This is a genomic window from Streptomyces sp. NRRL S-646 (genome assembly GCF_000720765.1).
GTDB lineage: Bacteria > Actinomycetota > Actinomycetes > Streptomycetales > Streptomycetaceae > Streptomyces.
Window position 1 is genome coordinate 63,047 of sequence record NZ_JODC01000009.1, and the last position, 14,192, is coordinate 77,238.

10 protein-coding genes and 4 tRNA genes are annotated in these 14,192 nt (G+C 68.8%); 10 read left to right on the top strand and 4 right to left on the bottom strand.

Translation table 11 applies throughout. The annotated features are described in order from the left end of the window. Positions 1 to 71: 71 nt before the first annotated feature. From IH68_RS0123645 to IH68_RS0123680, 8 genes are all read left to right on the top strand, one after another. A tRNA-Glu gene (locus tag IH68_RS0123645) sits at positions 72 to 144 on the top strand. A 41-nt stretch (positions 145 to 185) separates the two neighbouring features. Beyond that, positions 186 to 260, top strand: a tRNA-Asp gene (locus tag IH68_RS0123650). Positions 261 to 284: 24 nt separating this feature from the next. Next, positions 285 to 358, top strand: a tRNA-Phe gene (locus tag IH68_RS0123655). A gap of 71 nt (positions 359 to 429) precedes the next feature. After that, positions 430 to 2,055 carry a hypothetical protein gene (locus IH68_RS0123660; RefSeq protein ID WP_234341534.1) on the top strand — a complete coding sequence of 542 codons (1,626 nt, stop codon included), beginning with the start codon at positions 430 to 432 and terminating at the stop codon, positions 2,053 to 2,055. Between the two features lie 43 nt (positions 2,056 to 2,098). Beyond that, the gene (locus IH68_RS0123665) at positions 2,099 to 2,428 is read left to right on the top strand and encodes a hypothetical protein (protein WP_030938497.1); all 330 of its coding nucleotides are present in this window, start codon (positions 2,099 to 2,101) and stop codon (positions 2,426 to 2,428) included. A 58-nt stretch (positions 2,429 to 2,486) separates the two neighbouring features. Next, positions 2,487 to 6,494, top strand: a complete 4,008-nt coding sequence (gene hrpA, locus IH68_RS0123670) for an ATP-dependent RNA helicase HrpA (RefSeq protein ID WP_030938499.1) — start codon at positions 2,487 to 2,489, stop codon at positions 6,492 to 6,494. A 94-nt stretch (positions 6,495 to 6,588) separates the two neighbouring features. Continuing rightward, positions 6,589 to 6,663, top strand: a tRNA-Asp gene (locus IH68_RS0123675). 607 nt (positions 6,664 to 7,270) lie between these two features. Beyond that, a complete protein-coding gene (locus IH68_RS0123680) occupies positions 7,271 to 7,459 on the top strand; it encodes a DUF6274 family protein (RefSeq protein WP_030938502.1) in 189 nt (62 codons plus the stop codon). Between the two features lie 492 nt (positions 7,460 to 7,951). Here the strand turns inward: IH68_RS0123680 and bldC are convergent, their stop codons facing one another. Further along, positions 7,952 to 8,158, bottom strand: coding sequence for a developmental transcriptional regulator BldC (bldC, locus tag IH68_RS0123685; RefSeq protein ID WP_003949541.1), 207 nt, complete (start codon positions 8,156 to 8,158; stop codon positions 7,952 to 7,954). A gap of 565 nt (positions 8,159 to 8,723) precedes the next feature. Next, positions 8,724 to 9,566 carry a hypothetical protein gene (locus IH68_RS0123690; RefSeq protein ID WP_030938504.1) on the bottom strand — a complete coding sequence of 281 codons (843 nt, stop codon included), beginning with the start codon at positions 9,564 to 9,566 and terminating at the stop codon, positions 8,724 to 8,726. Positions 9,567 to 9,789: 223 nt separating this feature from the next. Here IH68_RS0123690 and IH68_RS0123695 point away from each other — a divergent pair, with 223 nt between their 5' ends. Both IH68_RS0123695 and IH68_RS0123700 read left to right on the top strand, forming a co-directional pair. Then, on the top strand, positions 9,790 to 10,893 hold the full coding sequence (locus IH68_RS0123695) for a Leu/Phe/Val dehydrogenase (protein WP_030938507.1): 1,104 nt from the start codon (positions 9,790 to 9,792) through the stop codon (positions 10,891 to 10,893). A gap of 290 nt (positions 10,894 to 11,183) precedes the next feature. After that, positions 11,184 to 11,441, top strand: a complete 258-nt coding sequence (locus tag IH68_RS0123700; protein ID WP_030938509.1) for a DUF3073 domain-containing protein — start codon at positions 11,184 to 11,186, stop codon at positions 11,439 to 11,441. 76 nt (positions 11,442 to 11,517) lie between these two features. On the opposite strand, the gene purM is transcribed toward IH68_RS0123700, so the two are convergent. Both purM and purF read right to left on the bottom strand, forming a co-directional pair. After that, positions 11,518 to 12,585 (bottom strand): phosphoribosylformylglycinamidine cyclo-ligase, encoded by a 1,068-nt coding sequence (gene purM, locus IH68_RS0123705; protein ID WP_030938512.1) that lies wholly within the window; start codon positions 12,583 to 12,585, stop codon positions 11,518 to 11,520. A 62-nt stretch (positions 12,586 to 12,647) separates the two neighbouring features. Continuing rightward, positions 12,648 to 14,177, bottom strand: a complete 1,530-nt coding sequence (gene purF, locus IH68_RS0123710; RefSeq protein WP_030938514.1) for an amidophosphoribosyltransferase — start codon at positions 14,175 to 14,177, stop codon at positions 12,648 to 12,650. Between the last annotated feature and the right edge of the window lie 15 nt (positions 14,178 to 14,192).

Here is a 14,192-nt window from a genome sequence, read left to right on the forward strand (position 1 = left end):
GCGATACCTCCCGCCATCCCATATGCTTCTCACGTCCCCGACGCGCTGAGAGGCGCCCAGGCGGGCCGATAGCCCTCATCGTCTAGCGGCCTAGGACGCCGCCCTTTCAAGGCGGTAGCACGGGTTCGAATCCCGTTGGGGGCACGCAAAACCGTGTGCGACACTGGTGGTCGCCCACGAAGCTTGGTCCTGTGGAGCAGTTTGGAGTGCTCGCCACCCTGTCAAGGTGGAGGCCGCGGGTTCAAATCCCGTCAGGACCGCTGAGGTTTCCTCGGAAGCCTCGTGGCTGGGTAGCTCAGTTGGTACGAGCGATCGCCTGAAAAGCGATAGGTCGCCGGTTCGACCCCGGCCCCAGCCACAAGAACGAAACCCCCCTCCCGGACATCCGGAGGGGGGTTTCGTCGTCCACAGGGAACCTGAGGGGGGTTCTTGAGACACATAGCCAGAGGGCTGGTGACGGCCGGTGCCGTGCTGGTCGGCACCCTTGCCCTGCCCGGCACCGCCCATGCGGCCGGACCGAACGTGAAGGACGCGTACAGCGACTCGGCCGACTGGTCGGTCCTCGACGTGCGCCTCAACTACAGCGGCGACATCGACAAGGTCACCGCGACCCTCCGCCCGGTCGGCGGCAGCGAGTCGGACGCGCCGGTGGCCAAGATCACCGACTTCACGCAGAAGTACTACGTCAGCTCGTGGGAGGGGATCTGGGCCTCCCAGCCCATCCACCTGGACACGCTCGGCGACTACACGGTCGACGTCGAGGCCACCGACAGCAGCGGCGAGACCACCGTCCAGCAGAACGCGGGCACCCTGCACTACCAGAAGCAGCCCGTCATCACCGGCTTCGCCGTCACGCCGACCGAGCCGGACATCGAGCACCGCACGGTCACCGCCACCGGCGACCTGGTCGTCCGCGACCCCAGCACCCGCGAGACCGTGCCGCTGCCCGGCGCCACCGTGACCCCCGCTTTCGACAACGGCAGTGCGGAAGCTCCCACCGTCACCGACGACACCGGCCACTTCTCCGCGTCCCGGGAGACGACGGGCGGCTGGGCCCGCGCCACGTACAACGGCGGCCTCGGCTTCTTCACCACCGACGCGGTCCAGGTCTGGCCGCAGGCCGCGCCCACCCGGTACGTCCTCGACAAGAGCGACTTCCACGTCACCGCGGGCGACAAGGTCGACGTCACCGGCACCCTCCAGTACCAGTACGGCGGCGAGTGGAAGCCGCTGGCCGGCATCCCGCTGGAGATGGACTACAAGGACTGCACCACCTGCAGCCCCGTCGACGCGACCACCGACGCGAACGGCCGCTTCTCCTTCGAGCGGTACCCGTACGGCGCCAAGAGCGTCTACGAGATCGCCGTCCAGGTGCGCCCGTACAACCCCTACATCGTGCACAACACCGCCGATGTCACCGTCGCCGTCACCGCGACGACGAAGTTCTCCGGCTTCACGGCATCCCTCGACAAGTACGCCCAGGTGACCGTGAACGGCACCCTCGACCTGATCGGCCGCGACACCAGCGACCAGGCCAGTGTCGACATCCAGTACTCGGCCGACGGCAGGACCGGCTGGAGCACGAAGAAGACCGTCAAGACCAGCTTCGGCTCCCAGTTCACGGTCGAGAAGCTGCCGGGCTACACCGACGGCTACTGGCGCCTGCACTACGGCGGTTCCTCCGCCAAGGACATCAAGGGCACCCTCAGCACCGCCCTGCGCCGCAACCGCGCCCTCACCCGGATCAAGGACGCCAACGCGTCCCCCGAGCCGGTGACCAAGGGCCGCACGATCACGGTGAAGGGCGTGCTCCAGGAGCTCAAGGTCGGCGGTACGACCTGGAAGGCGTACGGCGGCAAGAAGGTGCAGATCCTCTTCCGGCCCAAGGGCAAGACCACCTGGTACCTGATGGCCACCGTCACCACGCAGACCAACGGCTCCTTCGGCAAGGGGTTCAAGGCGACGCAGGACGGCACCTGGGTGCCCGTCTTCCTGTACCCCGACAGCAAGCACTTCGTCGGTGACGGCCGGGAGGACTACGTCGACGTGCGGTGACCGGCTTGGCACCCTGCCTCGCCGGGCGCTACCTTCCAGGGCCATGGGGGACGCCGCGTTGGAGAAGAGCCGGGCCCGGTACGGGCTGCTGGCCGTGGTGATCAGTAATCTGGCCATCGCCGGGGTCGCGATCTTCGGGGTGTGGCGGCTCGGTGGGGACAGGTCGGTGATCGTTGGCGTCCTCACCGCCGCCTTCACCGCGGTGAGCAGCATGACCACCGCCTACCTGGGCATCAAGGCCGTCTCCAACACCGCGAAGTCGATCGCGCTGGGCGAGGGCGCGGCACGGCAGCAGCAGCCGGCACCGGCGCCTGCGGCCACGCCCGCCGCCCCGGCCGCGCCTCCCGCTCAGAGGACCTCCGAGGCGTCCTGAGGCACCGGCCACAAATGGTTCGCCAGGGATTTCCCAGGGATGAGATCCTGGATCGCGTATGTCTACGCATCCTGCCCCCGGCACTCCGGCACCTGGCACCCCGGCGCCCGGTTCGCCGGCCCTCGGCGATCTCGCCCCCCGCCTGACCGAGCTCTCCCTGCGCGACGCGCACCGGCTCGGGCGCAGGCTCGAAGGCGCGCGCAAGATCCGTAAGCCCGAGGCCCAGGCCGCCGTCCTCGCCGAGATCGAGGCGGAGATCGCGAAGGCCGAGGGGCGGATGGGCGAGCGGCGCGGCCGGGTCCCCGCCGTCTCGTATCCCGAGCAGCTGCCGGTCAGCCAGAAGAAGGACGTCATCGCGGAGGCCATCCGCGATCACCAGGTCGTCATCGTCGCCGGTGAGACCGGGTCCGGAAAGACCACCCAGATCCCCAAGATCTGTCTCGAGCTCGGGCGGGGGGTGCGGGGCATGATCGGGCACACCCAGCCCCGTCGTATCGCCGCCCGCACGGTCGCCGAGCGTGTGGCCGAGGAGATGGACACCCCGCTCGGCGAGGCCGTCGGCTGGAAGGTGCGGTTCACCGACCAGGTGAACCAGGACTCGACCTTCATCAAGCTGATGACGGACGGCATCCTGCTCGCCGAGATCCAGACCGACCGCGAGCTGCGCGCCTACGACACGATCATCATCGACGAGGCCCACGAGCGGTCCCTCAACATCGACTTCCTGCTCGGCTACCTCGCGCAGCTGCTGCCGAAGCGGCCCGATCTCAAGGTCGTCATCACCTCCGCGACCATCGACCCCGAGCGTTTCTCCCGGCACTTCGGCGACGCCCCGATCATCGAGGTCAGCGGCCGGACGTATCCGGTGGAGGTGCGCTATCGCCCGCTCCTCGAAGAGGACGGCGACGACTCCGACCGCGACCAGATCACCGCGATCTGCGACGCGGTCGAGGAGCTCCAGGGCGAGGGCAAGGGCGACATCCTCGTCTTCCTCTCCGGCGAGCGCGAGATCCGCGACACGGCGGACGCGCTGGTCAGGAAGAACTACCCCCGCGCCGGAGGCGCCAATGGGCAGGGCACGGAAGTCCTGCCCCTCTACGCCCGCCTCTCGCACGCCGAGCAGCATCGCGTGTTCCAGCCGCACACGGGCCGCAGGATCGTTCTGGCTACGAACGTCGCCGAGACCTCGCTGACCGTCCCGGGCATCAAGTACGTCATCGACCCGGGCTTCGCCCGGATCAGCCGGTACAGCCACCGCACCAAGGTCCAGCGCCTGCCCATCGAGCCGATCTCGCAGGCCAGCGCCAACCAGCGCAAGGGACGCTGCGGCCGTACGTCCGACGGCATCTGCATCCGCCTCTACTCCGAGGACGACTTCCTCGCCCGCCCGGAGTTCACGGACGCGGAGATCCTCCGTACGAACCTGGCGTCCGTCATCCTGCAGATGACCGCGGCCGGCCTCGGCGACATCGAGAAGTTCCCCTTCATCGACCCGCCGGACCACCGCAACATCCGCGACGGCGTGCAGCTGCTCCAGGAGCTGCACGCGCTGGACCCGGCGGAGAAGGACGTACGCAAGCGGCTCACCCAGACCGGCCGCAGGCTCGCCCAGCTGCCCGTCGACCCCCGCCTGGCCCGCATGGTCCTGGAGGCCGACAAGAACGGCTGCGTCCGCGAGGTCATGGTCATAGCCGCCGCGCTCTCCATCCAGGACCCGCGCGAGCGCCCCGCCGACAAACAGGCCCAGGCCGACCAGCAGCATGCCCGCTTCAAGGACGAGACGAGCGACTTCCTCGCCTACCTCAACCTGTGGCGCTACGTCCGCGAGCAGCAGAAGGAGCGCGGCTCCAGCTCCTTCCGGCGGATGTGCAAGCAGGAGTACCTCAACTTCCTGCGCATTCGCGAATGGCAGGACATCTACACGCAGTTGAGAACGGTCGCCAAGCAGATGGGCATCCACCTCAACGAGGAGGACGCCCCCGGCGACCGCATCCACCTGTCCCTCCTCGCCGGACTGCTGTCCCACATCGGCATGAAGGACGTGAAGGACGGCGCGAAGAACGAGTATCTGGGCGCCCGCAACGCCAAGTTCGCGATCTTCCCGGGCTCGGCGCTCTTCAAGAAGCCGCCGCGGTTCGTCATGTCCGCCGAACTCGTCGAGACCTCCCGTCTCTGGGCCCGCGTCAACGCGAAGATCGAGCCCGAGTGGGTCGAACCCCTCGCCGAGCACCTCCTGAAGCGGACGTACAGCGAACCGCACTGGGAGAAGGACCAGGCGGCGGTGATGGCGTACGAGAAGGTCACGCTGTACGGCGTCCCGATCGTCGCCCAGCGGAAGGTGAACTACGGCCGGATCGACGCCGAGGTCAGCCGCGAGCTGTTCATCCGCAACGCGCTCGTCGAGGGCGACTGGCGTACGCACCACAAGTTCTTCGCCGACAACCGCAGACTCCTCAGCGAGGTCGAGGAGCTGGAGCACCGCGCCCGGCGCCGGGACATCGTCGTCGACGACGACACGCTCTTCGACTTCTACGACCAGAAGGTGCCTGAACACGTCGTCTCCGGCGCCCACTTCGACTCCTGGTGGAAGCGGAAGCGGCACGAGCAGCCGGAGTTCCTGGACTTCGCGCGGGAGATGCTCATCCGGGAGTCGGCGGAGGCGGTCACCAAGGCCGACTATCCGGACTCGTGGCGGCAGGGTCCGCTGAAGTTCCGGGTGACGTATCAGTTCGAGCCGGGCGCGGACGCGGACGGTGTGACGGTCCATGTCCCGCTCCAGGTCCTCAACCAGGTCACCGACGAGGGCTTCGACTGGCAGATCCCGGGCCTGCGGGAGGAACTCGTGACCGAGCTGATCCGCTCGCTCCCGAAGCCGATCCGCCGCAACTACGTGCCGGCGCCGAACTTCGCGAAGCGCTTCCTGGATACGGCCGCCCCCTTGCAGGAGCCCTTGACGGTGACGATGGCGCGTGAGCTGAAGCGCATGGTCGGAGTCCCCTTCGAGGAGTCGGACTTCGACTGGTCGAAGGTCCCGGACCATCTGCGCATCACCTTCCGCATCGTCGACGAGCGGCGCCGCAAGCTCGCCGAGGACAAGGACCTGGAGGCGCTGCGGCTCCAGCTGAAGCCGAAGGCCCGCAAGGCCCTCTCCCAGGCCGCCGCGGCCACCGCCTCCCGCGAGGGCGGGGAGTCCCTGGAACGCAAGGGCCTGACGGACTGGACGATCGGCTCCCTGACCCGCGTCTTCGAAACGCGCCGGGCGGGCCAGCCGGTGAAGGCGTACCCGGCGCTGGTCGACGACGGCGACACGGTCTCGGTCCGCCTCTTCGACACGGAGGCGGAACAGGCGGAGGCGATGTGGAAGGGCACGCGCAGGCTGATCCTGCGCAACATCCCGGTCAACCCCGCGAAGTTCGCGTCCGAGAAGCTGACGAACGCCCAGAAGCTCGCCCTGTCCGCGAACCCGCACGGCTCGATCCAGGGCCTGTTCGACGACTGCGCGATGGCGGCGGCGGACAAGCTGATCGGGGACTTCGGGGGGCCGGCGTGGGACGAGGAGTCGTACCGGAAGCTGTACGACAAGGTGCGGGCGGAAATCGTGGACACGACGATCCGTACGGTGGGCCAGGTCCAGCAGGTCCTGGCGGCCTGGCAGGCCTGTGAGCGCCGCCTGAAGGCCGTACGCAGCCCCGCGCTGCTCCCGAACCTCCAGGACGTCCGCAGGCAGCTGGACGCCCTTGTGAAGCCGGGCTTCGTGACCGCGACGGGCCTTCGCCGCCTGCCCGACCTGATGCGCTACCTCGTGGCCGCGGACCGCCGCCTCCAGCAGATGCCGACGGGTGTCCAGCGGGACACGACGCGCATGGAGAAGGTCCACGAGATGCAGGACGAGTACGCATGGCTCCTGGAGCAGATGCCCCAGGGCCGTCCGGTCCCCTCCTCGGTGCTGGACATCCGCTGGATGATCGAGGAGCTCCGGGTCAGCTATTTCGCCCACGCGCTGGGTACGGCGTACCCCGTCTCCGACAAGCGGATCGTGAAGGCGATCGACGCGGCCGCCCCGTAACCACCTGCACACACTGGGTGAGTTCGACCAGCGGGCTCACCCTCCTGTACAGTCTCTTCTCGCAGCGCAACGCACGAATGGCGCCGCGAAACCTGGTCCTGTGGAGCAGTTTGGAGTGCTCGCCACCCTGTCAAGGTGGAGGCCGCGGGTTCAAATCCCGTCAGGACCGCAGCGAGAGGCCCGCACCAACAAGGCGCGGGCCTTCCTCATACCCACACCCACCACTCGCCACCCGGCCAAGATGGAGGCCGCGCCCGCGGCGCAGCCGCAATCACACCCACCACTCGCCACCCGGCCAAGGTGAAGGCCGCGCCCGCGGCGCAGCCGCAATCGGGTACAGCAAATCCCGTCAGGACCGCAGCAAGAGGCCCGCACCAACAAGGCGCGGGCCTTCCTCATACCCGGCCCGCACCAACAAGGCGCGGGCCTTCCTCATACCCACACCCACCCACCACTCGCCACCCGGCCAAGATGGACCGCAGCAAGAAGTGAGCAGGGCCCGTGCCGACAAGGTGCGGGCCCTTTCTCGTGCCGGGCGTGCCGTCTCAGCCCGTCCGGCGTTTGAGGACGAGGCCGTTCAGGCCGAAGGGGGGTCTGGGGGCGCAGCCCCCAGGGCGACGGTCAGCGCAGCGTCCGGCACCGGCAAGGGCACGGCACTGGAGTCACCGGCGCACGGCGGAGCCCCCCGCGGAGCCCCATGCCGTCTTGACGCCGTCACATTCCCTCGGTACCCAGAAGACAGGGCCGTTCCCCCTTCGGCCCCGTGGAGGTGGCGTATGGCGGCATCGGTCAGGCACGAGACACGGGCCCTGCTCCGTGCGCATCTGTCGGCCGCCTTGTCGTACGGCCACCTGACCCGCCACTGCCCGATATGCCACCACCTGCTGCGGCTGGCGATGGACTCGCCGAGGGCCGCCGAGGGCCCGGACGAGGTCGTCGAGGACGAAAGTGCCGCCGGCGCATGACGGCCGGCCGCTCCAACGCCCGCCCCGCCACGGGGATCTGGACCGTACACCTCCTCTAGCGCACGGACGACGACGGCAACAAGGACCCCGGCATGTGACGGGTGTCACCGCATGAGTTTCTGAAACCGCGGTACTTACACCCCACCTACAAGTGGTCAATTTTATATGTGCAATTGCACCACTCGGGGGCCCCTCCGGGGGGCTCCCGCCGGGCGCCGCCCCCCGGGCCCCCACAAGAGATCCGACGCCCCTCCCCAGACTCCGACAAGGCCACTCACAGCGGCCCGGACCAGGCACGCCGCGCGCACAAAAAAGATCGCGCTGGACCCGGCGGAGTCCAGCGCGATCGACGACGCACCCTGTTACTTGCTTGGAAAGCTCTGAAGAGCGTGGGCGTGGAGCCTGTTGGGGCAGACCCCGCGTCGCTTGGAGCCAGGGTTCGGGCGCCACGGCAAGTGGGGGACCTGCCGGTTAGCCCGGTTATGCAGTTGTTCAGGCCTCGCTGCGCTGCTGCGGGATGCCCGCGAGCAGTGCACGGACCTCCGCCTCGCGGTAGCGGCGGTGCCCGCCGAGCGTTCGAATCGAAGTGAGCTTTCCGGCCTTCGCCCACCGCGTGACCGTCTTGGGGTCGACGCGGAACATCGTGGCGACCTCAGCCGGGGTCAGCAGCGGCTCGGCATCAGGGGTGCGAGCGGTCATGAGCGGCCTCCTCGGGAGAACCGAACCTTCTCGGTTCTTTCCTCTAAATTCTGCACCTTGACCCGCGTTGCCCGAAATGGTGGACGCGAGTCGAGTCGGTTATAGGACGAACGGCTTGTCCTCGGCACTACAACTACACCATCTGTCCAGCCGCGTCGGCCAAACCGATGGAATTGCCCCTCCAGGTGTTCATCAGCGACGGAAGCCGATGGACCATGCCATAGCGGACAGTCACGTCACTGTGACGATCAGTCACAGGACAATCAGGAGCCACGAGACCCCCCAAAGCGTGCAATGCTGAGATTCCGCCCACAGTGGTACGCACTGGGACGGACGGAGCCCTCCCCGGACTCCTTGTCCTATTTTGGCACGAGGAGGGGCAAGGGACGCAAGAGCCGCGTAAGTGCGGTCCGTCACGCTTGGCACAGCTTGAGATGAACGCCCGGATCGGGACCTACGTCCCATGTTGACGAAACCTCAGGAAACACAGAGCACACTTCGGTGCGAGGACGAAACCCCAAAACGGGCGATTCGTCAAACGTCAGTTCGTTACCTGAGGTCGCTGTCAGTTGGCCGAGCGCCGGTCCCGGACCGACCGCCAGCGCTCCACCAGCCGCGCGTACGCCGCCCCCGCGGCCGCCCCGTCGCCCTGCCGCAGCGCCTCGATGCCCTCGGCGACGTCCGCCGCCGAGTGGTCGTCCTCCAGCTCACCGGCCGGCAGCGTGTGCACCAGGCCGCCGTAGTCCAGCTCCACCACCGAGCGCGGGTGGAACTCCTCCAGCCAGCGCCCCACGTCCACCAGGCCGTCGATCAGCGGCCCCTCGTCGATGCCGTCCTTCAGGGCCCGCAGCGCCCGCGCCACCCGCCGCCGCGCCTGCACCATCGGCGTCTGGTAGCGCAGCATCGGAGGGATCTCGCCGGAGCCCTTGTCGAAGCGCCGCTCCTGGTCGGACACCAGCACGAACCAGTGCAGCGGCACCTGCCAGGTCGCCGTGCGGATCCAGGGCCGGGCGTCCGGGTTGCGGACCAGCCAGCGCTCGTAGTCCTGGGTCGTCTGGCGTCGTACGACCTCCGGGAGCACCGCGTCCAGCACCGGCTTCGGCAGCTCCTCGGGCAGCTCCTGAAGGGCCTGCCAGCCGCGCAGCCGGGTCCGCCAGGGGCACACGCACAGCACCCCGTCGGCCTCCAGCACGAAGGCGTCACTGCTCTCGTGCACCGGCACCGGGATCGGCGGGGTGGGCACCAAGTCGGCCAGGGAGCGGCGGAGTTCGTCCTGGTACGAGGGACGATCGGCGCGCCGGGCGTAGCGCGCCCAGTGGCTGCGCTCCGGCTCGGGGAAGGCGGCCAGTGGCTCGTACACGCGCAGATACGTCGCGTACGGGACGATCACCGAGGACACCTTGGGCACGCCTGCTCCCTCCCCCGCCCACCACCGGGAAAACCTGCGGAACCCGCTCACAAACGGGCGGGAAATCTATGCAAATCGTCGCACGGACGTACTCCGCGAGTGGGTGATCCTGAGCACTGCGCGGTGGCCGGGGCACCCAGGCTCTAATCTCATGCTCACAGCACCCGCCACCCGCACGGGAGCTGGTCTCCAACCGCCGCTCTTTACTTCAGGAGTCACCACAGTGACCGACGTAACCGGCGCACCTGCTGATGTACTGCACACCCTGTTCCACTCGGACCAGGGCGGACATGAGCAAGTCGTGCTCTGCCAGGACCGCGCCAGCGGCCTCAAGGCCGTCATCGCCATCCACAACACCGCCCTGGGCCCCGCGCTCGGCGGTACGCGCTTCTACCCGTACGCGACCGAGGCGGAGGCCGTCGCCGACGCCCTCAACCTCGCGCGCGGGATGTCGTACAAGAACGCCATGGCCGGTCTCGACCACGGCGGCGGCAAGGCCGTGATCATCGGCGACCCGGAGAGGGACAAGACCGAGCAGCTGCTGCTCGCCTACGGGCGCATGGTCGCCTCCCTCGGCGGTCGGTACGTGACCGCGTGCGATGTCGGGACGTACGTCGCCGACATGGACGTCGTGGCCCGCGAGTGCCGCTGGACCACCGGGCGGTCCCCGGAGAACGGCGGCGCCGGCGACTCCTCCGTCCTCACCGCCTTCGGCGTCTACCAGGGCATGCGCGCCAGCGCCCAGCACCTGTGGGGCGACCCCTCGCTGCGCGGCCGCAAGGTCGGCATCGCGGGCGTCGGCAAGGTCGGCCACCACCTGGTCCGGCACCTGCGCGACGAGGGCGCCGAGGTCGTCATCACCGATGTGCGCGAGGAGGCCGTGGGCCGGATCCTCGCGGCGCACCCCGTGGGTGTGAGCGCCGTCGCCGACACCGCGACCCTGATCCGCGTCGAGGGCCTGGACATCTACGCCCCCTGCGCGCTCGGCGGAGCCCTGAACGACGACACCGTGCCCGCCCTGACCGCGAGGATCGTCTGCGGCGCCGCCAACAACCAGCTCGCCCACCCGGGCGTCGAGAAGGACCTCGCCGACCGCGGGATCCTCTACGCGCCGGACTACGTGGTGAACGCCGGCGGTGTCATCCAGGTCGCCGACGAGCTGCACGGCTTCGACTTCGACCGGTGCAAGGCGAAGGCCGCGAAGATCTTCGACACCACGCTGGCCATATTCGCACGTGCGAAGGCAGACGGGATTCCGCCGGCCGCGGCGGCCGACCGGATCGCCGAGCAGCGGATGCACGAGGCGGCCACCGGACGCAGTCTCTGACCTTCGGGAGGTTTGGCCGGTACCCGTCGGCGCACACTTAGAGAGAACTCTCACGTTCGTCGGCGGGTCGCCTGCCGAGAAGTGGTTAAAATCGCGGTTGACCAGCGGGGACGGGGCGCCCCGAGGGTCCTGGACCCGAGCCCGTCCTGCGGGCGACGTACCGTATGGGCGCGGGCTCAGGTACCGTGGAAGCCCTACGGACCGGTCTCTCTGCGGAGAGCCCGTTCCAGATCATGAACGCGTGTCAAGACTCTGGGGCCGTCGAGCCCCGTCACCGAGGGGGTCGAGCCATGGGGCGCGGCCGGGCCAAGGCCAAGCAGACGAAGGTCGCCCGCCAGCTGAAGTACAACAGCGGCGGGACTGACCTGTCGCGTCTGGCCAGCGAGCTGGGCGCTTCGACTTCGAGCCAACCGCCGAACGGCGAGCCGTTCGAGGACGACGAGGACGAAGACGACCCGTACGCCGAGTACGCGAGTCTCTACAACGACGACGATGAGGACGAGGACGACGAGTCCGGTCCCACGTCGCAACATCGCCGCGGCGCTTGACGCACTTAACCGTGCTCGACCCGGTCCGGGAGTGGTCCACACCACCGGACCGGGTTTTGCGCTGCTGTCGCGGTCGTCAGGCGCTGTAGTCGCCGACGAGGGCCGCGCCCGTCTCGTGGTCGCCGCGATCCGTGATCTCTCCGGCGACCCATGCCTCGACCCCGCGGTCGGCCAGTGTCGTCAGGGCCACGTCCGTGGACTCCTCGGGGACGATGGCGATCATGCCCACGCCCATGTTGAGGGTCTTCTCCAGCTCCAGGCGCTCGACCTGACCCGTCCTGCCGACGAGGTCGAAGATCGGGGCCGGGGTCCAGGTGGAGCGGTCGACGATCGCGTGCAAGTCGTCCGGGATGACGCGGGCGAGGTTCGCCGCGAGGCCGCCACCCGTGACGTGGCTGAACGCGTGCACCTCGGTGGTACGGGTCAGGGCCAGGCAGTCCAGGGAGTAGATCTTGGTCGGCTCCAGCAGTTCCTCACCCAGGGTGCGGCCGAGCTCCTCGATCCGCGCGTCGAGCGACAGGCCCGCCTGGTTCAGCAGGACGTGGCGGACGAGTGAGTACCCGTTCGAGTGAAGCCCGGAGGCCGCCATGGCGATCACCGTGTCACCCGTACGGATGCGATCCGGACCCAGCAGCCGGTCGGCCTCCACCGCGCCCGTACCGGCGCCGGCGACGTCGAAGTCGTCCGGGCCCAGCAGTCCGGGGTGTTCGGCCGTCTCGCCGCCGACGAGGGCGCAGCCGGCCAGCACACAGCCCTCCGCGATGCCCTTGACGATCGCGGCCACGCGCTCGGGGTGGACCTTGCCGACGCAGATGTAGTCGGTCATGAACAGCGGCTCGGCGCCGCACACCACGATGTCGTCCATGACCATCGCGACCAGGTCGTGGCCGATGGTGTCGTACACACCGAGCCGGCGCGCGATGTCGACCTTGGTGCCGACGCCATCGGTGGCGGAGGCGAGGAGGGGACGCTCGAAGCGCTTGAGGGCGGAGGCGTCGAAGAGGCCGGCGAACCCGCCGAGACCGCCGAGGACCTCGGGGCGCTGCGTCTTCTTCACCCACTCCTTCATCAGCTCGACCGCGTGGTCGCCCGCTTCGATGTCGACGCCCGCGGCTGCGTAGCTGGCACCAGTTGTCTCAGACATGGCTATGAGAACTTTCGTGTCGTACGGCAGGCGTTTTTTGAAAAACGCACAGGACGGGCCGTCTATGGGCGGCGGATCGCGTCGGCGGCGGCCGTGGCGGCCGGGCCGGCGGCCAGCTCCGTCTCCAGCAGCTGCTTGCCGAGCAGCTCGGGGTCCGGGAGCTCCATCGGGTACTCGCCGTCGAAGCAGGCGCGGCACAGGTTCGGCTTGGCGATGGTGGTCGCCTCGATCATGCCGTCGATGGAGATGTACGCCAGGGAGTCGGCGCCGAGCGAGGTGCCGATCTCGTCGATGGTCATGCCGTTGGCGATGAGCTCGGCGCGGGTGGCGAAGTCGATGCCGAAGAAGCAGGGCCACTTGACGGGGGGAGAGGAGATCCGGATGTGGACCTCCGCCGCGCCCGCCTCGCGGAGCATCCGCACGAGCGCCCGCTGGGTGTTGCCGCGCACGATCGAGTCGTCGACGACGACCAGGCGCTTGCCCTTGATGACTTCCTTCAGCGGGTTCAGCTTCAGACGGATGCCGAGCTGGCGGATCGTCTGCGAGGGCTGGATGAAGGTCCGGCCGACGTACGCGTTCTTCACGAGACCCGCGCCGAAGGGGATGCCGGAGGCCTCCGCGTAGCCGATGGCGGCCGGGGTTCCGGACTCCGGGGTCGCTATGACCAGGTCGGCGTCGACCGGGGCTTCCTTGGCGAGCTTGCGACCCATCTCCACGCGGGAGAGGTACACGTTCCGGCCGGCGATGTCGGTGTCGGGCCGGGCCAGGTACACGTACTCGAAGACACAGCCCTTGGGCTTCGCTTCCGCGAATCGGGAGGTGCGGAGGCCGTTCTCGTCGATGGCCACGAACTCGCCCGGCTCGATCTCGCGGACGTAGCTCGCGCCGCAGATGTCGAGGGCGGCGGACTCGGAGGCGACCACCCAGCCGCGCTCCAGGCGGCCGAGGACCAGCGGGCGGATGCCCTGCGGGTCGCGGGCGGCGTACAGGGTGTGCTCGTCCATGAAGACGAGGGAGAAGGCACCGCGCACCTTCGGGAGGACCGTGTGGGCGGCCTCCTCGATGGTCAGCGGCCTGCCGTCCGCGTCCTCCTGGGCGGCCAGCAGGGCCGTGAGGAGGTCGGTGTCGTTGGTGGCCGCCACGCGCGGGGTGCGGCCGCCCTCCTTCTTCGGCAGGTCGGCGACCATCTCGGCGAGCTGCGCCGTGTTGACCAGGTTGCCGTTGTGGCCGAGCGCGATGGAGCCGTGCGCGGTGGCGCGGAACGTCGGCTGGGCGTTCTCCCACACGGAGGCGCCGGTGGTCGAGTAGCGGGCGTGACCGACCGCGATATGACCCTGGAGCGAACCGAGCGAGGTCTCGTCGAAGACCTGGGAGACGAGGCCCATGTCCTTGAAGACGAGGATCTGGGAGCCGTTGCTGACCGCGATTCCCGCGGATTCCTGGCCCCGATGCTGGAGGGCGTAGAGCCCGAAGTAAGTGAGCTTGGCGACCTCTTCACCGGGAGCCCAGACTCCGAAGACGCCGCAGGCGTCCTGGGGGCCCTTCTCACCGGGGAGCAGATCATGATTGAGTCGACCGTCACCACGTGGCACGGCTCCGAGTGTAGG